This window comes from Pseudomonas sp. AL10, from assembly GCF_029960685.1.
Classification (GTDB): domain Bacteria; phylum Pseudomonadota; class Gammaproteobacteria; order Pseudomonadales; family Pseudomonadaceae; genus Aquipseudomonas; species Aquipseudomonas lactis.
On sequence record NZ_JASBQZ010000001.1, the window covers coordinates 457,283 to 475,760 of the forward strand.

20 protein-coding genes are annotated in these 18,478 nt (G+C 51.4%); 6 read left to right on the forward strand and 14 right to left on the reverse strand.

The genetic code is table 11. The annotated features are described in order from the left end of the window. Positions 1-79 precede the first annotated feature (79 nt). From QK296_RS02145 to QK296_RS02160, 4 genes are all read left to right on the forward strand, one after another. On the forward strand, positions 80-2,008 hold the full coding sequence (locus tag QK296_RS02145; RefSeq protein WP_099452388.1) for a copper resistance system multicopper oxidase: 1,929 nt from the start codon (positions 80-82) through the stop codon (positions 2,006-2,008). A gap of 12 nt (positions 2,009-2,020) precedes the next feature. Continuing rightward, positions 2,021-2,266: a hypothetical protein gene (locus QK296_RS02150; RefSeq protein WP_139302248.1), complete on the forward strand. Its 246-nt coding sequence runs from the start codon at positions 2,021-2,023 to the stop codon at positions 2,264-2,266. Continuing rightward, positions 2,238-3,302: a copper resistance protein B gene (locus QK296_RS02155; RefSeq protein WP_038444668.1), complete on the forward strand. Its 1,065-nt coding sequence runs from the start codon at positions 2,238-2,240 to the stop codon at positions 3,300-3,302. Before QK296_RS02150 ends, QK296_RS02155 begins: the two co-directional genes overlap by 29 nt. A gap of 162 nt (positions 3,303-3,464) precedes the next feature. Then, a complete protein-coding gene (locus tag QK296_RS02160) occupies positions 3,465-3,932 on the forward strand; it encodes a DUF411 domain-containing protein (protein ID WP_017341649.1) in 468 nt (155 codons plus the stop codon). A 319-nt stretch (positions 3,933-4,251) separates the two neighbouring features. On the opposite strand, the gene QK296_RS02165 is transcribed toward QK296_RS02160, so the two are convergent. The 13 genes from QK296_RS02165 to QK296_RS02225 form a co-directional block, all read right to left on the reverse strand. Further along, complete coding sequence (locus QK296_RS02165) at positions 4,252-4,434, reverse strand: DUF1289 domain-containing protein (RefSeq protein ID WP_017341650.1); 183 nt, start codon at positions 4,432-4,434, stop codon at positions 4,252-4,254. Positions 4,435-4,477: 43 nt separating this feature from the next. Next, entirely contained in the window at positions 4,478-5,431 is a 954-nt protein-coding gene (gene dmeF / locus QK296_RS02170) for a CDF family Co(II)/Ni(II) efflux transporter DmeF (RefSeq protein WP_061433807.1), read from the reverse strand. An 11-nt stretch (positions 5,432-5,442) separates the two neighbouring features. Then, positions 5,443-5,718 carry a metal/formaldehyde-sensitive transcriptional repressor gene (locus QK296_RS02175; RefSeq protein WP_061433809.1) on the reverse strand — a complete coding sequence of 92 codons (276 nt, stop codon included), beginning with the start codon at positions 5,716-5,718 and terminating at the stop codon, positions 5,443-5,445. A 227-nt stretch (positions 5,719-5,945) separates the two neighbouring features. Continuing rightward, the gene (locus QK296_RS02180) at positions 5,946-7,271 is read right to left on the reverse strand and encodes an OprD family porin (protein ID WP_058825474.1); all 1,326 of its coding nucleotides are present in this window, start codon (positions 7,269-7,271) and stop codon (positions 5,946-5,948) included. 218 nt (positions 7,272-7,489) lie between these two features. Then, entirely contained in the window at positions 7,490-7,822 is a 333-nt protein-coding gene (locus tag QK296_RS02185) for a DUF2790 domain-containing protein (RefSeq protein ID WP_019334883.1), read from the reverse strand. A 318-nt stretch (positions 7,823-8,140) separates the two neighbouring features. Beyond that, on the reverse strand, positions 8,141-9,403 hold the full coding sequence (locus QK296_RS02190; protein WP_061433810.1) for a hypothetical protein: 1,263 nt from the start codon (positions 9,401-9,403) through the stop codon (positions 8,141-8,143). 2 nt (positions 9,404-9,405) lie between these two features. Continuing rightward, the gene (locus QK296_RS02195; RefSeq protein WP_038444681.1) at positions 9,406-10,539 is read right to left on the reverse strand and encodes a nucleoid-associated protein; all 1,134 of its coding nucleotides are present in this window, start codon (positions 10,537-10,539) and stop codon (positions 9,406-9,408) included. Between the two features lie 303 nt (positions 10,540-10,842). After that, positions 10,843-11,271 carry an arsenate reductase (glutaredoxin) gene (gene arsC / locus QK296_RS02200; protein WP_019334880.1) on the reverse strand — a complete coding sequence of 143 codons (429 nt, stop codon included), beginning with the start codon at positions 11,269-11,271 and terminating at the stop codon, positions 10,843-10,845. Positions 11,272-11,296: 25 nt separating this feature from the next. Continuing rightward, positions 11,297-12,010, reverse strand: coding sequence for an arsenical resistance protein ArsH (gene arsH, locus QK296_RS02205; protein ID WP_058825476.1), 714 nt, complete (start codon positions 12,008-12,010; stop codon positions 11,297-11,299). A gap of 46 nt (positions 12,011-12,056) precedes the next feature. Next, positions 12,057-12,527, reverse strand: a complete 471-nt coding sequence (locus tag QK296_RS02210; protein WP_038444687.1) for an arsenate reductase ArsC — start codon at positions 12,525-12,527, stop codon at positions 12,057-12,059. 16 nt (positions 12,528-12,543) lie between these two features. After that, positions 12,544-13,827 (reverse strand): arsenic transporter, encoded by a 1,284-nt coding sequence (locus tag QK296_RS02215; protein WP_038444690.1) that lies wholly within the window; start codon positions 13,825-13,827, stop codon positions 12,544-12,546. A 25-nt stretch (positions 13,828-13,852) separates the two neighbouring features. Further along, positions 13,853-14,209, reverse strand: a complete 357-nt coding sequence (locus tag QK296_RS02220) for a metalloregulator ArsR/SmtB family transcription factor (RefSeq protein ID WP_032901556.1) — start codon at positions 14,207-14,209, stop codon at positions 13,853-13,855. Further along, on the reverse strand, positions 14,206-14,628 hold the full coding sequence (locus tag QK296_RS02225; protein ID WP_019334875.1) for an arsenate reductase ArsC: 423 nt from the start codon (positions 14,626-14,628) through the stop codon (positions 14,206-14,208). Before QK296_RS02225 ends, QK296_RS02220 begins: the two co-directional genes overlap by 4 nt. A gap of 380 nt (positions 14,629-15,008) precedes the next feature. Here QK296_RS02225 and QK296_RS02230 point away from each other — a divergent pair, with 380 nt between their 5' ends. Continuing rightward, positions 15,009-15,506, forward strand: a complete 498-nt coding sequence (locus QK296_RS02230) for a MarR family transcriptional regulator (protein ID WP_099236679.1) — start codon at positions 15,009-15,011, stop codon at positions 15,504-15,506. Positions 15,507-15,559: 53 nt separating this feature from the next. Then, entirely contained in the window at positions 15,560-16,117 is a 558-nt protein-coding gene (locus QK296_RS02235; RefSeq protein ID WP_019334872.1) for an arsinothricin resistance N-acetyltransferase ArsN1 family A, read from the forward strand. Positions 16,118-16,503: 386 nt separating this feature from the next. Here the strand turns inward: QK296_RS02235 and QK296_RS02240 are convergent, their stop codons facing one another. Then, a complete protein-coding gene (locus QK296_RS02240) occupies positions 16,504-18,177 on the reverse strand; it encodes a TniQ family protein (protein ID WP_074321233.1) in 1,674 nt (557 codons plus the stop codon). Between the last annotated feature and the right edge of the window lie 301 nt (positions 18,178-18,478).

Consider the following 18,478-nt stretch of genomic DNA (forward strand, 5'->3'; position numbering starts at 1 on the left):
TAACGGTGAGTGAGTCTCATCCAGACAATTCATTTGTTGTTTCGCGCGGCTTCCCTTTTGACTGATTGGACATAACGGCATGCACTCCAAAACCTCTAGGCGGACATTCGTGAAAGGCTTGGCCGCTGGTGGCATTCTCGGCGGCCTTGGCCTTTGGCGCACTCCTGTATGGGCGGTGACAAGTCCTGGTATGCCGAGCGTACTCTCCGGTAACGAATTTGATCTGTTTATTGGTGAAAGCCCTGTAAACATCACAGGCTCGCCTCGCACAGCTATGACCATCAACGGATCATTGCCCGGACCGTTGCTGCGTTGGCGTGAGGGGGAGACCGTCACTCTGCGTGTAAAAAACCGTCTAGACCAAGACACATCAATCCATTGGCACGGGATCATCTTACCCGCCAACATGGACGGTGTGCCTGGCTTGAGCTTCCATGGCATCGCACCCGATGGCATGTACGAATACAAATTCAAGCTTCATCAGAACGGAACCTACTGGTATCACAGCCACTCGGGTTTGCAGGAGCAGGCAGGCGTTTACGGTCCAATCGTCATCGATTCGAAAGAACCTGAACCGTTTCAATACGATCGCGACTACGTGGTGATGTTGACTGACTGGACCGACGAAGATCCCAGTCGCGTTATGGCGAAGCTCAAGAAACAATCGGGCTATTACAACCATCACAAGCGCACCGTCGGAGACTTCATAGACGATGTCAGCAGCAAAGGTTGGTCTTCGACGGTAGCAGATCGAAAGATGTGGGCTGAGATGAACATGAGTCCTACTGACCTCGGCGATGTCAGCGCGGATACCTATACCTATCTCATGAATGGCCAGGCACCCAACGGTAACTGGACTGGTATTTTCAAACCGGGTGAGAAACTCCGTCTGCGCTTTATCAACGGCTCCGCCATGAGCTATTTCGACGTCCGCATTCCTGGGTTGAAGATGACCGTGGTTGCCGCAGACGGTCAACATGTCAAGCCGGTGAGCGTCGACGAGTTTCGTATTGCGGTAGCTGAAACATATGACGTTATTGTGGAGACTGCTACTGATGAGGCTTACACCATCTTCGCTCAGTCTATGGATCGCACAGGTTACGCCAGCGGAACACTTGCAGTGCGTGACGGCCTAAAGGCACCGATACCTGCGATTGACCCACGTCCTATAGTAACTATGGATGACATGGGGATGGGTGGTATGGCTGGTATGGACCATGGCAGCTCGGGTGGAATGAGCGGCGGCGACATGGCCGGCATGGATCACAGCAAGATGGCAGGGATGAACCAAGGTGACATGACCGGGATGACCGGCATGGACAGCGGTGACATGACTAACATGGCTGGCATGGACCACAGCAAGATGGCTGGCATGGACAAAGGCGACATGTCCAACATGGCTGGCATGGACCACAGCAAGATGGCAGGAATGGGCAGTGGCGATATGTCAGGGATGGCTGGCATGGGCGGTATGGGTGGAGAAATGCAGACTCATCCAGCCTCTGAAACCAACAATCCCTTGGTTGACATGCAAGCCATGAGTCCAACGCCAAAGCTGAACGATCCTGGCATAGGCTTGCGGAACAATGGTCGTCGAGTGCTCACTTACTCCGACTTGAAAAGCACTTTCCAAGATCCTGACGGCCGCGAGCCAAATCGCACCATCGAGCTTCACCTGACCGGTCACATGGAGAAGTTTTCGTGGTCGTTCAACGGCATCAAATTCTCTGACGCCGAACCGCTGCGCCTGAAGTATGGCGAGCGTCTGCGCATCACCTTGGTGAACGACACCATGATGACCCACCCCATCCACCTTCACGGCATGTGGAGTGACCTCGAGGATGAGAACGGCAAGTTCATGGTGCGCAAGCACACGATTGATATGCCACCTGGTACCAAACGCAGCTATCGAGTCACCGCTGATGCCTTAGGCCGCTGGGCATATCACTGCCACCTGCTTTTCCATATGGAAATGGGCATGTTCCGTGAAGTACGGGTTGATGAGTAAAGGAGACGATCTGTGAGCACATACCTAAATCGTAATTCCCTCGTGGGTTGCCTCTTTGCCGCTGTCCTGCTGAGTGGACTCTCGCCCACGGTGCTGGCAAAGGAAAATGGCAGCGATCATTCAACTACTGTTCCTGCTACAGCAACGGACAAGCCAGCAGCGGCAAACGATTCGAAGCTAGATCACGGGTCAATGGACCATAGCAAGATGAGCCATGAGTCGATGGATCATGACCAAAAAACCAAAAAGGCAGATTGAGATCATGACCAGTAAGTTTTTACGCCCAACGTTGATGGCACTTGCAGTCTCCACCGGTCCTGCATTCTTTTTTATGGCTCAAGCCGCTGAAGAGATGGATCCGTCGATGGCGATGCCATCAAGTGCGGACGCAAAGCCTTCAACTGCACAAAAATCCAAACCAGCCAAAGCGAAAGATGCCGCGATGGATCACTCCAAGATGGACCACGGCTCAATGGGAGCCATGGACCATAGCAAGATGGGGGCGATGGATCACAGCAAGATGAGCATGGATAACGGGCAAATGGACGGTATGGAAAGCATGGATGGAGGGGCGACTACCACAAGCCGAACCCCGATCCCCGTACTTACCGACGCTGACCGGGCCGCCGCTTTTCCAGACGTACCAGGCCATGGTGTGCACGATAAAAAAATTAACTCGTTCATCCTCCTGGATAAATTTGAGTACCAAGACGCTGACAACGGCAGTGCGCTGGCTTGGGATGCAAAAGGGTGGATCGGCGGTGACGTCGACCGCCTCTGGTTGCGTTCGGAAGGTGAACGTACAAATGGCGTAACCGAAAACGCTGAACTTCAGGCTCTGTGGGGACACGCCATCGGTCCATGGTGGGATGTCGTCACCGGCATTCGACAAGACTTCAAACCTGGGTCACCTCAAACCTGGGGAGCGCTCGGTATTCAGGGCATGGCCCTCTATAACTTTGAAGCTGAAGCGACTGCTTATATTGGTGAGAACGGTCAAACCGCTGCTCGATTTGAAGGCGATTACGACATCCTGTTGACCAATCGCCTGATCTTGCAGCCGACCGCCGAAGTAAACTTGTACGGGAAAAATGATCCTCAGCGCGGCATAGGATCTGGATTGGCCAACACCGAACTAGGCCTGCGGTTGCGCTACGAAATTACTCGTCAATTCGCACCCTACATTGGAGTTAGCTGGAATCGCTCATACGGTAAGACGGCTGACCTGGCCAGCGATGAAGGGGAAAAAACAAACGAGGCCCGATTTGTAGCTGGTATTCGGATGTGGTTCTAAGCGATTTGAGCACTAGCCCTACGAATTCTAATGATCGGGGAGTTAGCTCCCCGACTCTAGAGTAGATCCTTCAATGCAACCTTTGCAGCGGCATGAACGCTTGAGTGGAGTTCTATTGCTTCGTAGAACATCTCGCCGTCTCCAAGGGAAAAGGAAATATTCATGACAGGTAGCTTCCGACTTTCAAGTCGATCTCTGCGTATCGCAACATTCGCCGCGCTGTTCATTGGCTCAACGGCTCAAGCGGCGCAGGCCCTCACCATCGATGTGCATCGTGATGCAAACTGCGGATGTTGCAAAAAATGGATTCAGCATCTTGAGGCCAATGGCTTCACCGTCATCGATCATGAAGAAACCAACATGAGTGCTCTCAAACAAGATCTGGGTGTCGCTCCACGACTCTCGTCTTGTCACACCGCGATGATCAACGGGAAGTTTGTTGAAGGCCACGTGCCAGCTGAGCAAATAATTGCGATGAGTAAACGCGACGACCTTCTCGGGATCGCTGCTCCTGGCATGCCACCTGGTTCTCCAGGAATGGAAGTCGACGGAGTGCATGAGGCCTACCAGATAATCGGCCTGACCAAAGCTGGCACAGATCAGGTCATTGCTGAGTACCCTCAAAACTAATCCCACCCCATCCCTCCCGTCACAGCATGGTCAGCGTTCATGACCATGCAGCGGGACATGCTCCTTCGATTTCATTCTCAAGCCATGGCTAAAGACGATCAACAGCCGTCGTAAAGGCATGCTTGTGCCTAATCAGATAACCCCGAACCGCAGTCCTCAATAAGAATTTGAGATGATCCCATCCTCCGCATGCTGACAAGCACTGCGCAGTTGATCGCGATAGTGTTAAGTTCGGAGATGGCGTTGCACCCTCAGCGTACCTTCCCGAATCAGGACATCTGTCTCGGCTGAAACAGTAGAAAACGTAAATGACGGTGGCTTAAGAGTTCTTTTTTTGAAGGCTCTTCAGACGTAGGGTCGCGCGTTGTACAGCGGCCATTTTTTCTGGACGCTTCATTCGTTTCCATTTTCTGATGTCTTCCTTGGTGCGACCGCAGCTAACGCACAGTTCGCTGTTCAGCTGGCAAACAGAAATACAGGGATTTTCGATGTCCTTTGCCATTGTTCAATTCCTCGTCGAACTTATGCGTGCTGCGGGTTCATAGCTAAGCCAGAACGATCTGATCAGGTGCGTCAGCGCCCAACTTCGTGCGGTACTCAACTGTCAGATGAGTGATCTCATGAACCGTCGCAAGCCGTTCTCGTATGTTTTCTGCATTGACTGCTGGGCTGCCCAGAACACTCACAATCGCGGCGCGGGCTTGCGGCCCAACCTGCCAGACATGAAGATCAATGATCGAAGCATCTCCCGGTCGCTCAACCAGTTCACGAATCTCTTCAGCGACATGATCATCTGTCTGGTCGAGCAATACACCCGAAGTCACCCGCATCAACGACCAAGCCCAGCGTGCAATCACAACGGCACCCACAATCCCCATTGCAGGGTCGAGCCATACCCAACCAAGGTACCGACCAGCAAGAAGGGCTGCGATGGCCAGAACCGAAGTCAGTGCATCTGCAATGACGTGAACGTATGCAGAGCGCAAATTATTGTCGTGACCATGCGCATGGTGAGACTCATCGTGGCCGTGGTCATGCCCATGGTGATGATCATGACCGCCAGACAGCAAAAGCGCGCTCACCACATTCACTGCTAGTCCGACAATTGCGATTAGAGTCGCTGTCCCGAATTGCACTTGAGTCGGTTGAAAGAGACGAAACAGCGACTCTCCAGCAATTCCCAAGGAAACCAGTCCCAAAATCAGAGCAGAAGCGAAGCCACCCAAGTCTCCTACCTTGCCAGTTCCAAAACTGTAGCGAGCACTTGAGGCATGTCTTTTCGCGTACGCGTAAGCAGCTGCGGCTATGCCCAGCGCTCCTGCATGCGTTGCCATGTGAAAACCATCGGCAAGCAACGCCATTGAGCCAGTGAGATAACCTGCGGTGATTTCAGCAACCATCATTACGACGGTCAGGGCCACCACCCACAAGGTTCGCTTGGCGTTTTCTTCATGTGATTTCCCAAGGAACATATGGTCGTGTGAATAGTCGGTGCTCATCGAGGCAGATCCTATTTGGAATAGCGGCGAATGGCTTCGAGCAGCTCGTCGACACCTTTCGCTCTTTCGTCGTTGCTGAGTGTCGGATTCGCGACGTGTTCACGAGCGTGGTCTTCGATAATTTCATCCATCAGCCCATTGATAGCGCCACGGGCAGAAGCGACCAAAAGCAAGGTTTTCGAGCAGTCATCATCAGAGTCGAGTGCTCGCTCAATCGCCTGGATTTGCCCAGCGATTCGCTTTACGCGCTTAAGAAGATCGTCTTTGCTTGATCTGACATGACCCATACCATACCCCCCCTACCTATATTGAGAGTATGATCACACGTTCCAATTAGCCATACAACCCCAGGGATGCTCGCCGCCGCGTTGCAAACGCCTGGATATACCAACAGTTTTTTCAATCCAAAAAAAGGCGCCACTAGGGCGCCTAAGCCGTCTCCAAACCAAAGGAGAAACAAAGAGACGGGGTGTATCGGGGATACCGGACAGTTAATGCCGATGGCTAATGCCCGTTAGAGGAGTTGCAGTGGATATTCAACAATCAGTCGGACCTCGTCCAAATCAGATTCGAAATCGGTAGCTCGTGTTGTTGCTTGGCGAACACGTAAAGACATGTCCTTCAGTGAGCCGGACTGGATGACGTATTTGGCCTCTATGTCTCGCTCCCAACGCTTTTGGTCCTGCAATGGGGCACCGTCCGCTCCGCGACGCATGTACACGCTGTTCGCGTTGGAATAGTCCGCATCCCAACCCTTAGCGTAGCGGGTCATGAAGCTGAGACCGGGGATGCCGAAAGCCTGCATATCTAGATCGTAGCGCAGCTGCAAGGATTGCTCTTTCGGTGAGTTGAAATCGCTGTACTGAATGGAGTTATCCAAGAAAATCGAGTCTGATTGGCGTAGGTAGTCAAAGTCGTCGTTACCATTATTGCGCTGATACCCAACGGTCACGGTATGCGCTCCGAATTTGACCCCGGTCTTGCCGCTCCAGATGTTGTTATCGAAGCTTCCCAGAAGTTTTTTACCCTCATCAACCGCTCGGTAGTAATTAAAGCCACCGATTAGCGATACGCTGTCTGAGAGCGGATAGTTCAATGTGGTGCCTGCGTAATACTGGTTCCACACATCCTTGAATTGGCTGGTGTAAAGACTCACACCTACGTGCTCATTGACCGTGTAATCGCCCCCTAGATAAGCGATCCACGGAGCATCTACTGCACCGGCGTAGAAAGTCGAAAAGCCGTCACGCATGCCACTGGAATTGGGTTGGCTCATCGCATGCAGCCGACCCCCTTGAAGGGTCAGGTCTTTGATGCTGGTATTGGTGAACGTTGCGCCACGAAAACTCTCAGGGAGGAGTCGGGAATCCCCATAGGCCACGACAGGTGTCGATGGAAATACGTCCCCTACCTTGACGACTGTATCCAGGAAGCGCACTTTTGCGGCCCCGCCTACTTTTGAGTAGGAGTCTTCAGGTTGGCCTTTGCTATTGTGCGGCAAGACATCGACTGAGCTACGGGCTCCCGAGCGACCATCACCTGAATCGAGCTTGAGGCCTTCCATTGCAAACGCATCAATGCCGAAGCCTACCGTACCTTGAGTAAAGCCCGATTCGAATCGGCCAATGATGCCATGAGCCCATTCGGCTGAGTAACCATTGCCCGTGGGGCTTGACTGGCCCTTTCGATAATCACGATTGAGATAGAGATTCCGATTCAGAATACTAAAGGTGCTCCCCTCAATGAACCCTTCAGGTTTTTGCTCCACAGCTACTGCAACTTGCCCCATGCTCATGCCAAGGGCAATGAGAGAAAGACCATAAATGCTTTTATTGTTCATTTAACACTCCAGGCTTTAGCTTGGCAGAGTTTCTTTATGAAATATTTTTTATAATTATAAAAAGCCACCAGCACGTGAGGATTTCTCCTACGTGCCGGCAGACATAATTTCATACAATAGATAACTCCAGCGTGACCTGAAAATTACTTCTATGTCAGCGAACAGTAAGCAGGCTCAAAACATACCGAACAAACTGGCGCAGCTAGGGCCAACGCTAACTAGCTTCCGTGAGGGCAGTTAGTACCCATAACCTTGTATTCCAGGGTGTTGAGCTTGCCCGCCGAGTCTTCATAGGTCATGCGCGAAGGAGCTACGCCACAGGTTTTATTGGCTTGAGTGGTACTGATTACCTTCTGGACATCGAGGTTCATTCCATATTCATAATGAACAACTTCAGGTGTCGTCTTTCCATTTTCTAAGGCGTACTGTTCCATCGCCTTCTGGTTCTCTTGCATCATTCGACCATAAACACGGTCACCACCTCCTTCAGCCATGGCCAAAGAAGACAAGGTCAAGATGGAAACGGCAAAAAAAGCTTTTAGTGATTTCATGATTTTCTCCTAGTGTTCACTTACTTCTGACTAGAGGATAACCAGTGATGCCTTTCAGAAAGCTGCCGCGAATATTACATATGCGTAAGGTGTCCCTCAGCACTGGTGAGCTCGACTATTAGAATTTTAACTTGTTGGCGAAGTAGGCTGAATATGTCAGATAAGCATTAAAGATCAACTCGAGTTTCTCACGAAATACCCAAGCTTTTTTTATTAAAGATACATCTCATCTATATTATGGACAGCTGCTTGGACTGCTCCATATGGATGAGTGGTTTGAGCGCAGTAAGATGAGACGAGGAACGTGTTACAAAAGCCTTATAGGCTGAGAATATTAGGGGCTACGTTGAGTACCGAAAACACCATCGCTAGGATAGCCTTTAACAGCCATAAGAAATCGTCCCAGTATTTTATCGCGGCTAGCAGCAAAGCACCGACGATTGGAAGCAGGGACAACCCCTTCAGCAACCGAAAGGTCCTGGTGAGGGTTCGGCCTTGCTTGTCGACTTGATCGATGGTGATCCTGAGCAGCCCCTGAAGTTTCGGGGGATATGTTTTTATCTTGTCCTTGAAATCATCGAAAATGACATTGAAGCTGTGCAGCAGGCGCTCCGTTTGCAGCATTTGATTGTGGAGGATCGCAAGTAGAACCACAGAAACAACTGCCAGCCCAAGGACAAGGATAAAACCTTCGAATTTTGAGGTTGTTTTCTCCAACACGACCAAACCCGCTAGCGATATCGGCAGGGCGAGCATCTTGCCGGCGATGTCGCCCAGCACCCCGCTAAGCTTGGTGCCATAGTCGATTTCAGCTTGGGCCACCTCGCGCCGGGCCCGCTCAAACGAGAAGCTATAGACGTAGGTTTGCAGATTCGCGCGGTATGTGGCGAGGACCTCCCGCCACTCCCGCACGATCACCAAGAACAGATTGGGCTCGCTCTCAAACTTCTCGATGACGCTAGCCACCGCCATCCGAATCATTAATTTTCGTTCGGAGAGGTGTGCCTTATTTTCGTTTTTTCGATTGAGTATTTCTTCCAACAAGCTCAGGTGATTGAGCTCATAGTCAAGAACCTTGATGTCAACCTGGGTAGGTAACAGAAAAGTTCTCGGAGGCTTAGCCCCATCGGGAGGCAAGGCAAAGAACAGATTAAAACCATCTTGGCTGCTGTCTTTGTCGACACCGATCGCTAGCAGTGCAAGCAGCTCGATCAGCCGGCAGACGCGCCTGAGCGCCTTAATCGTCGGAGGCTCGATGTCATCACTATCTGCCCAACAGAGCTCAACAATGTATACGTTGCTCGGGAATTGCCCCTTGCCCAATGAGCCATTGCGAGCGACAAACTCGCCTAAGTTCGCGTAGAACCGGCCAGACTCGTTCGATGGCAAGCGAAACTCAATATCGAGAGAGTCTGCTTCTTCAGAGCAATGCTCGAACTTGCCATAGGCTGCGGGCAGGCCATCGCACATTCGCAACGCACCGATAATGTCGGGCGTTGGCATCCCCTCATAGCGGATGACTCCGTCCTCAATGGTGGGCGCTCCAATGGCGCGGTAGAGAGCTACCACATTAGAAAACATTCTTAGCCGACCCTGGCCAGCAGTTCTTTCTCGATCACACCAACCAGTTCGGCAGTCAGATTGGACAGTGTCAACTTTTTCCGTCCCTCATCATAATAAACGTCTGCGGCCGGATCCTTACCTAACGCTCCACGCTCGAATTGCAACGACCAGTTAGCCGCGTCCCCCTTGATACGGGTCTTCTCTTTCAGCGATTTCGCATTGACCGTAAAGTCGTCTGGCACCTTATGTTTCTCGCTATTCAAATAGTCTTTCAGCCCAACAATTTCATCCACTAAGTCAGCGGGTACGTGTGCGACAGCGACGTGGCAGATAGCGTCCAAGCGCGCAGATTTGCCTGCGGCCAACTGCTCCTCCAGATACTTGATCACCGCCTCTTTGGCCTTGTAACCAAAGCCTTTTAACGTTTTGTTGTCGCGAAAAAACCGTGCAACGTTATCAATGGCATTTTTGGTAGCGCGTCCGGAAGCTACTCCTTTCGCGCATCCCAGTGCAGAGATGAAATAATCGGATGCCTGACTATCACGGCCCCGGCTGATGAAGCACAGGTAGGTTGAATCCACTTCATCCTCCGCGTCATCTTCATTCTGCTCAGGCGCAGCAGCGGCCGCAGCAGCCATAGCCTTTATGGCCACGAAGCTCGCTAAATTGATCCTGGCGGCCTGCTGAACCTTGTTGAGATCGACCTCTTGAATTTCCTTGGGCACATAGTTCTCGTCCAGCTGTATACCGCCGCGTTCCTTCATGCTGGCGACCAGGAAAAAGTCGGTTGCACCTGCGGTGTACTGAGCGCAAAGGATGTGTCCACCGGTCGATAAGACTTGATTACCGGCTTGCTCCACCAACTGGTCCATTGCCAAGTGGGTCAAGTCGATAAATCGCGCTTCATCATCTTGTACTTCTACGAACGCGGTGAAGCGCTCTGGAAACGGTCCCTGACGGTCATCATCGGCAAACTGGCCGTAGACCACGCTGTTGCCTTCTTTGCCGATGAGGCCGTGGATACCATTGACCAGAAAATGCAACGCGGGATTTTCAGTATCGAGCGCCACATCCTTCTTGACCACCTCGGAGATAAAACTGGTCTTGGCCAGCTTCTTGAAGCTGTGAATAATGGCAGTTTTCAGCGTAATCATAGGTCGAATTCCGTTCCGATAGTATCAATATGGAATCACTGAAAATAGCACCTTACCCAGCAAACTTCAGGGCTTATCTCGATATCAGATATCACCGAAGGGCTCCAATACCTACCGATCAGTAAGGCTGCACGAACCCAATAACTGTATATGTATACAGTATCATAATCTATGCCATTCATCAGCACGAGGAGCGGAGGGTTGAAGCGCGGATTGGCCGCCGCCAATAACCACGACATCAAATTTCGGATTATGACTCACCACCATCCCCCCCTACGTTTGCTGCGTATCGCTTACGTGGGATCAGACTTTACGGCCCAGATCATCAATTTTCACAACGACCTGTCCGTCCTCTTTGACGAAACTGCCGCGCTGCTCTTGTGGAAGCAGGTCGAGGACAGCCTCAGACGGACGACACAGGCGTGCCCCCAAGGGGGTCACGACGATGGGACGATTGATCAGGATGGGATGAGCCATCATGGCGTCAATGAGCTGGTCATCGGCAAGTGACGGATCGCCCAACCCAAGCTCTTCGTACGGCGTGCCTTTGATACGGAGGAGCGCCCGCACCTCTATACCCATATCCTTGATCAACCTGATTAGCGTTGGCCGATCAGGTGGGGTTTTCAGGTACTCAATTACCGTTGGCTCTTCACCGCTGTTGCGGATCAATGCCAAGGTATTGCGGGAAGTGCCACATTCCGGGTTGTGATAAATCGTGATCTGATTCATATCTGATGTCTCGCTGTTGAGAGGCTCAAATGGATCGCTGGTTGACGCGTTCGGATAGCTCCCCAGCGGACTCTTTACGCTCGGAGTAACGATCAACCAGGTAATCTTGGCGATCACGCAACAACAGCGTGAACTTCATCAGTTCTTCCATCACGTCGACCAGACGGTCGTAGTACGAGGACGGCTTCATCCGGCCCGTCTCATCGAATTCGGTGAAGGCCTTAGCTACTGAGGATTGGTTTGGGATGGTGAACATGCGCATCCAACGCCCCAGTACCCGCAGCTGATTAACTACGTTGAAGGACTGCGAGCCGCCGCAGACTTGCATCACCGCAAGGGTCTTTCCTTGCGTAGGTCGTACAGCACCTATCGCCAGCGGAACCCAGTCAATCTGAGCCTTGAAAACCGCACTCATGGAGCCGTGTCGCTCAGGAGAGCACCACATCTGGCCTTCCGACCATTGCATCAGTTTGCGCAGCTCCGCGACTTTGGGGTGGGTGTCGGGTGCATCATCCGGCAGCGGAAGGCCCGACGGATCGAATATCTTTGTTTCAGCGCCAAACTGCTCCAGAAGTCGAGCGGCCTCCTGGGTCACCAACCGGCTGAAGGATCGCTCTCGTGTCGACCCATACAGAAGAAGGATTCGAGGTTTATGGAGTGAGGACGTGCGAGGCGCCAGTTGCTCCAGGGTTGGAATGTCAAGCAGCTCGGCTTGGACATTCGGCAGCGTATCTTGCATACAAACTCCTAGGGATGCGCCAAGTAGGCACAACTTCCATTGCTCTTCAAAGCGAACCGATACGGTTCAGTTCAGCTTTGAGCTGATCAGGGCTCATGGTTTTCAACGGCAGCGCAAGAAACGCGCTCACGCGTTCGCGAATTTTGGCGAGAGTGGCGTCAAACGCTTTTGTGATCTCGATCTCCGACCCAGTGGCTTCCGACGGATCGGCCAAACCCCAATGGGCCTTCAAGGCTGGCCCGAAAAAGATGGGGCACGCTTCACCCGCTGCCCGGTCACATACGGTTACCACGATGTCTGGTGGAGAGCCTTCAAAAATATCCGAAGCTTTGCTGCTCAAGCCTGCCGTGGAAATGCCCGCAGCCTCCAGCGTTTGCAATGCCCTTTGGTTCACTCGACCGCTGGGAAAGCTTCCTGAGCTGACCGCCTCCACGCCCTCTGACGCCAGGTGGTTGAAAAGTGCCTCGGAGAGGATGCTACGGCAGCTGTTGTGGGTACACATGAACAAGACTTTCATCAGTAGATTCCTTGATTCAGAAGCTGAGGCGCAATGCCAGGGCGCAGAGGGTGGCGATAAGGATGGGCAAGGTCAGCACGATCCCGGTCTTGAAGTAGTAACCCCAGCTGATCGTGATGTCCTTTTTGGCCAGCACGTGCAGCCACAAGAGCGTGGCCAGGCTACCGATGGGAGTGATTTTCGGCCCCAGGTCGCAGCCAATGATGTTGGCGTACACCATTGCTTGAAGAACGACGCCATCGACTTCGGCAGCATGAATGGACAAGGCACCGATCAGGACAGTGGGCATGTTGTTCATGATTGAAGACAGAAAGGCTGTGAGCAGCCCCGTACCCAAGGACGCGCCCCAGACACCGTAGCCGGCAAATACATTCAGGATCTGGGCGATGTGGTTGGTCAAACCGGCGTTCTTGAGGCCGTAGACGACCAGATACATGCCCAGGGAAAAGATCACCACCTGCCATGGCGCGCCCTTGAGCACCTTGCCGGTGTCGATGGCGTGTCCACGGGCCGCGATGACGTAAAGAATGAATGCGCAGGCAGCCGCAATGGCACTGATCGGCACGCCCAGAGGCTCGACGACAAAGAAACCGACCAGCAGCAGAGCTAGAACCCACCAGCCTGCTATGAAAGTCGGACGATCACGTATCGCCTCTTTAGGATGATGCAACTGAGCAAGTTCGTAAGTCTTGGGCAATTCCTTGCGGAAGAACCACATCAGCATCACCAGCGTAGCCGCAACGCTGACCAGATTCACCGGCACCATGACGGATGCGTATTCGCTGAACCCAATCTTGAAATAATCCGCAGAGACAATGTTGACCAGATTCGAAACTACCAGAGGCAAACTCGCGGTATCAGCGATAAAACCGGCCGCCATGACGAATGCGAGGGTGGCAGCGGGCGAAAAGCGCAATGCAAATAGCATTGCGATCACGATGGGCGTGAGAATCAATGCCGCACCATCATTAGCAAATAATGCTGATACCGCAGCACCCAGTAGGATGATGAAAGCAAATAGCTTACGAGTGCTGCCTCCGCCCCAGCGTGCGACATGCAATGCTGCCCATTCGAAAAAGCCGGCTTCATCGAGCAGAAGACTGATGATAATCACCGCGATGAACGTTGCAGTGGCATTCCAAACGATGTGCCACACCTCGGGGATATCCGCAAGAGTGACCACTCCAGTCAAGAGCGCGAGTACAGCGCCAAAGGTTGCACTCCAGCCAACACCCAGCCCTTTGGGCTGCCAGATCACCAGGACGATGGTGGCAATAAAGATCAGTACGGCAATCAACATTTCAATCACTCGATTTGGAAGCAGATCAGCCACATACGAGCTGGTTGATAGGACGAGCATTCATGTCGCTTAGTCGTTTGGCTTCGGTATCTAGCCAATCCTGATTCGCATCCACGACGTCCTTCAGAATTGCACTCACCCAACTAGGAAGGCCGGGATTCAGGCGGTAGTAAACCCACTGGCCTTGACGACGATCCATCAGCAGTCCCGCTGAACGAAGCAGCGCCAAGTGGCGAGAAATCTTGGGCTGGCTCTGGTCGAGCGCAGCGGTAAGCTCGCATACGCACAGCTCTCCTTCGCTCACGATGAGCAGTGTGATTTTGGTTCGAGTGTCATCTGCCAAGCACTTGAATAGTGCCGTGGGATTCATAGGCTCTGTCATAGATCCTCCAAGTGTTTTGTCTTGACCAAGACGAAGAGCTTAATGCGCTCATGGATGTCATGAAGTGTGTGGCGAAACGCGTCGGGATGATCGCTGGTGACCGGATCTGCGAAATCCCAAGTGATGACTTCGCCAGCGGCGGGCATCCATGCACATTCCCGTGCGGACTTGTCACACAGCGTGATGACGTAATCGAATTTTTCGTCGCGAAGCTCATCAATGGATTTGCTATGCAGTCCGGATGCATCTACGTCGACATTGGCCAGAGCAGCGACAGTACGCGGGTCGACGCTGGTTGGCTCCAAGCCCGCACTGTAAGCGGCAAAACGCGGATCTGTGTGCCGAAGCAATGCTTCTGCTAAATGGGAGCGGGCAGAGTTGGCAACGCAGATGAAAAGCACTTTGATTGGGGCAGACATGGCAATCTCGACACATACGTTGAATCGAATATATGATTTATCGCATATTCGGTAAAGCGTATATTTTTGCGTCGCCGGTCACCAGCGTGTAAGGGCAGCGCTCGTCAGATAGTCGGACGACTTTTCGTCGGAAGACGAGCTGATCACAACGCAAATCAGCTGTAACCAGTACAGCAAGTTCAACAGCAGCATTGGGCCGAATTTTTCCAACACTAAGAGGTGCCAGGATTGGGCCACAAAGCTCACTTGCTGAATTCTTTTTTGGCTGTTGGGCACAACATGCTAGTGCGACAGATTTCCTGTCATCAGCCAGCGGAGGCTTGTTGACGATCTGCATCCCCCAGATTATTGTTGCGGCTAACAACGAATTTGTGACGATTATGCCGAAGCGGAAAAAAGACCAGTTGTCCCAGGATGCCGAGGATCTGTACGAGGCGTTGAATCAGCTCGTCCGTGTCTACCAGTTTCGAGATAGAGATCGGATTTGCTGCTACGACGTTTCAGTCACCCAGTGCTACGCGGTCGAAACGCTGGTCAAGAAAGGAGCCATGCGGCTTCAGGTCTTGGCTGAAAAGATGTTTTTAGACAAAAGCACGGCAAGCCGCGTAATCGATGCGCTCGAACGCAAGGGGTATGTGTCACGCGCTGAGGATAACGAAGACCGCCGTGCCGTGAAGATCCAGGCCACGGACGCGGGCAGGGAACTCTACGAAAAAATCAGGGGCGATCTCATTGCCGAAGAGATAACAATGATCGAGAACCTTTCAGCCGAAGCCAGGCAAGGAGCATTAACCTTGCTCAGGCAGATTACACGAGCTACCGAAAAACGCTGCAGCCTCACAAATGAGCGTGGCTCAGATCCAACGCAAGCCTATTGAATCTCCATTTTTTGATTCAAATGTTGTTACTACCAACATAATGGAACCCGATCATGCGTATCCGTCCTGCTGAGCCAGTTGATGCAACCTCGATAGCCACTATTTATAACCAAGGGATTGCGGAACGAAGTTCCACGTTCGAGACCACTCCGCGTAACCCTGATGACATGCTAGAGCGACTTGAGGCTCATGATCGTTATCCCGTTCTGGTGATGCTTGATGAGCACGATAAGGTCATCGGATGGGCGAGCCTTAGTGACTACCGCAATCGCGCGTGCTATGACGGCATCGCTGACTTTTCGATTTACATGAGCCGTGAGGTGCGAGGCCAGGGGCTGGGTAAGAATCTCCTTCAGGCGCTGCTTAAAGAGGCAGAAGCTCGTGGATTTTGGAAAGTCCTTTCTCGCGTGTTCACATCTAACCGCGCCAGTCTCGCCCTGTGCGAAGCTTGCGGATTCCGCCAAGTCGGGGTTTACGAGAAACATGCATGCCTTGACGGTCGTTGGATCGACTGCGCAATTGTCGAGCGACTCATTCCTACGAATCAAATGCCGTGGCTAACACCAATGGCTGCAACCAAGACTGAATCAAATGGATTAAGCGGCTGTTAGGGTTCTCTATCACACTTAAAATCTTGTCAGTCAGGCTACGTACAGCGAAACAATCAATCACGGCCTAACTGGTCAAGTCGAATGCAAATAGGTGGTCAAGCCTATGTAATTACGCAGCCCACTGGAGTGGATTGCGCTAGCGACGTAATTCCCCTGCTCATGCTTGAATCGACGTTGAGATAGATACCGATGTCTGCGGACATTGAATACGCGAAATCGACGTATGCGGCATAAATCCCGTATATGCGTAAACCGCTGCTATCGGTGCACATCCAATGCCCGATCAATACGCAATAGGCGTCGGTATTAACAATGACATCCAACGCCCAGCAATAAGCCACAGAAATCACCGGATCCAGAGCAACTGCGCCACGCCATAAAAATATCTACTGGGGCTTTGAATTGGACGCGATCATCTCCATGTATGCATTGCCACCCATGGGAATATCATAACCTGGTGGCCCTTCCCATTGCCGCGAGACGCCGGTATTTCTAAGCATAACCTCAACCTTAATGCCGTCCTTAACCATGCTGTCTAAATTCCACTCGAAGTGATTTATGAGAGCCTGGCAGGCCACATGAGGTACTGTTGTCAATAATCTCAAGCTGGAGTTGTTTGGCGGTAACTTAAGCCTCGCGATCTCCGACATCGTCCATATAAATCTCCGCAACCTAAAATGCCAAAGAGACTCAAATTGAAGTTCAAGTTGAGCTGACAACAACGGGAAAGACTTACGAGTCGCACGCTGCCTACTTACTTTTCGCGGCAAAAGTGCAAGCATGTTACTGATATTTACTCGCACCTGTTTTTGGGTGATGCGGTACAAGTTCTCAACGCCCTCTATAAGAATAGTTGCGTATTTTTCGTCCTCATCGTTCACCGCCGGCTCGGCACTACTCTTCTGCATTACGTTCCCTGTAATTTTACTCAACAACCAGTCCTTATCGTTTTCGTTGAGCCAACGGGTTACTTGATAAGCACTTACCCAAAGATAGTCCATACCAATGCCTGGCTTCACTTCAAGTAGCATTGAGATTTTTTCTCGATAAGCCTTTTTCTTATGTTCTGGCAAAGTTTTCTCTTTAAGACGGACCGTCGGGTTTGCCGAGCTAGCAAGTAGAGACTCTTCTGCCAAGCATTTCTCAAACTTTTCTGCACATCCAAAAAGATGGAGAGATATTAAAAGATGCCTTGCCAACGGCATATCAATTTGACCTCTTGTTGTCGATAGCCTAATCCATTGACTTCGAATTCCAGCTGCGTATGCCAAATCAATTTTTGAAATAATTTTATCGCTGAACTTATCACGAATACTGCTAAATAATTTAGCTGTGCCAATTAGGTTCCCATGAACAAACCCTTGCTTCTTTGCTTGACGCCGATAACAAGCAGCCAAAACCGTATAATCTATCGATGGCAGATTGCGTTGCAGAATATCATTTACAAAAACTGCAAACTCGCGCTCTTCATTTGAGGCGAGTGAGCGGTTCGCAGGTTTAACAGCGTTCCACCCGCAAGCACAATCATCGGTCAACCCCGGTAACAATCGGTTTTTACGATAAAAAGGATGAGAGCAATTAGGGCAAGATTGAAGAAGTTCTTCACCATGTCGCCAGCACGCTGTAACGCCCGGTACATGATGAGCTCGGTGCCAATATGCGTAGCCACACTCTATGAGGTCGGCCTGCACACAGGCCAAGCAAATTTTAGCTCTGCTATTCCTCGTACCTTCTCTCCTAGGCACTCGAGCGACATCAGATAAAACCTTGTCAAACTCCTTAGAGGGTTCTTTTGATAATCCTATAAAAGGTTTGTAGGCTGGGAACGTAGTGTTAATCTCAAGCAACTCAGCCAAGTTGCTTTCTTTAACTCCCGGCAATCGAGAAGCAAGGTTTTCTAATTGCTTCGGTATGATAGATAGCTGAAATGGCGCAACGCCAAAAAGATCACGAAAGGTTTCTGCCTCGGTTTTGTTTCCGGACAAAAAATGGTATCTCGTAATACGAGATAATAGTGTCTCGTCTGGCATAGACATTGGGAAAAACAGAATACTGGACATGAGTAGCCGACTTTCTAACGTGGGTTCTGGTAGGACGCGAGTCCTGTGGATGGTGTTCTTTTATCACATATCACCGTGTACCCGGGTAAGGATTTTTAAAAATGAACGCCATACAGTAGCGAACAGCCAGCAATTATTTTATTAGAAAACAGCAGTTTTTACGCCAGAGTCAAAATACAATACACCACACATATAAATACTTTCACTGCACGCCTCGTCAAAATTCACACATCGAATCCACGCACAGCTCATATATATAGAGGCTTGTGCCGACGGCGTTACAGAGCAATATTCATACGCG

Bases quoted from the DNA above. Each gene is read 5' to 3' on its own strand.
- QK296_RS02145 (WP_099452388.1), top strand. From the start codon at position 80: ATGCACTCCAAAACCTCTAGGCGGACATTCGTGAAAGGCTTGGCCGCT.
- QK296_RS02155 (WP_038444668.1), top strand. From the start codon at position 2,238: ATGACCAAAAAACCAAAAAGGCAGATTGAGATCATGACCAGTAAGTTT.
- QK296_RS02160 (WP_017341649.1), top strand. From the start codon at position 3,465: ATGACAGGTAGCTTCCGACTTTCAAGTCGATCTCTGCGTATCGCAACA.
- QK296_RS02165 (WP_017341650.1), bottom strand. From the start codon at position 4,434: ATGGCAAAGGACATCGAAAATCCCTGTATTTCTGTTTGCCAGCTGAAC.
- dmeF (WP_061433807.1), bottom strand. From the start codon at position 5,431: ATGAGCACCGACTATTCACACGACCATATGTTCCTTGGGAAATCACAT.
- QK296_RS02175 (WP_061433809.1), bottom strand. From the start codon at position 5,718: ATGGGTCATGTCAGATCAAGCAAAGACGATCTTCTTAAGCGCGTAAAG.
- QK296_RS02180 (WP_058825474.1), bottom strand. From the start codon at position 7,271: ATGAACAATAAAAGCATTTATGGTCTTTCTCTCATTGCCCTTGGCATG.
- QK296_RS02185 (WP_019334883.1), bottom strand. From the start codon at position 7,822: ATGAAATCACTAAAAGCTTTTTTTGCCGTTTCCATCTTGACCTTGTCT.
- QK296_RS02190 (WP_061433810.1), bottom strand. From the start codon at position 9,403: ATGTTTTCTAATGTGGTAGCTCTCTACCGCGCCATTGGAGCGCCCACC.
- QK296_RS02195 (WP_038444681.1), bottom strand. From the start codon at position 10,539: ATGATTACGCTGAAAACTGCCATTATTCACAGCTTCAAGAAGCTGGCC.
- arsC (WP_019334880.1), bottom strand. From the start codon at position 11,271: ATGAATCAGATCACGATTTATCACAACCCGGAATGTGGCACTTCCCGC.
- arsH (WP_058825476.1), bottom strand. From the start codon at position 12,010: ATGCAAGATACGCTGCCGAATGTCCAAGCCGAGCTGCTTGACATTCCA.
- QK296_RS02210 (WP_038444687.1), bottom strand. From the start codon at position 12,527: ATGAAAGTCTTGTTCATGTGTACCCACAACAGCTGCCGTAGCATCCTC.
- QK296_RS02215 (WP_038444690.1), bottom strand. From the start codon at position 13,827: ATGTTGATTGCCGTACTGATCTTTATTGCCACCATCGTCCTGGTGATC.
- QK296_RS02220 (WP_032901556.1), bottom strand. From the start codon at position 14,209: ATGACAGAGCCTATGAATCCCACGGCACTATTCAAGTGCTTGGCAGAT.
- QK296_RS02225 (WP_019334875.1), bottom strand. From the start codon at position 14,628: ATGTCTGCCCCAATCAAAGTGCTTTTCATCTGCGTTGCCAACTCTGCC.
- QK296_RS02230 (WP_099236679.1), top strand. From the start codon at position 15,009: ATGCCGAAGCGGAAAAAAGACCAGTTGTCCCAGGATGCCGAGGATCTG.
- QK296_RS02235 (WP_019334872.1), top strand. From the start codon at position 15,560: ATGCGTATCCGTCCTGCTGAGCCAGTTGATGCAACCTCGATAGCCACT.
- QK296_RS02240 (WP_074321233.1), bottom strand. From the start codon at position 18,177: ATGTCCAGTATTCTGTTTTTCCCAATGTCTATGCCAGACGAGACACTA.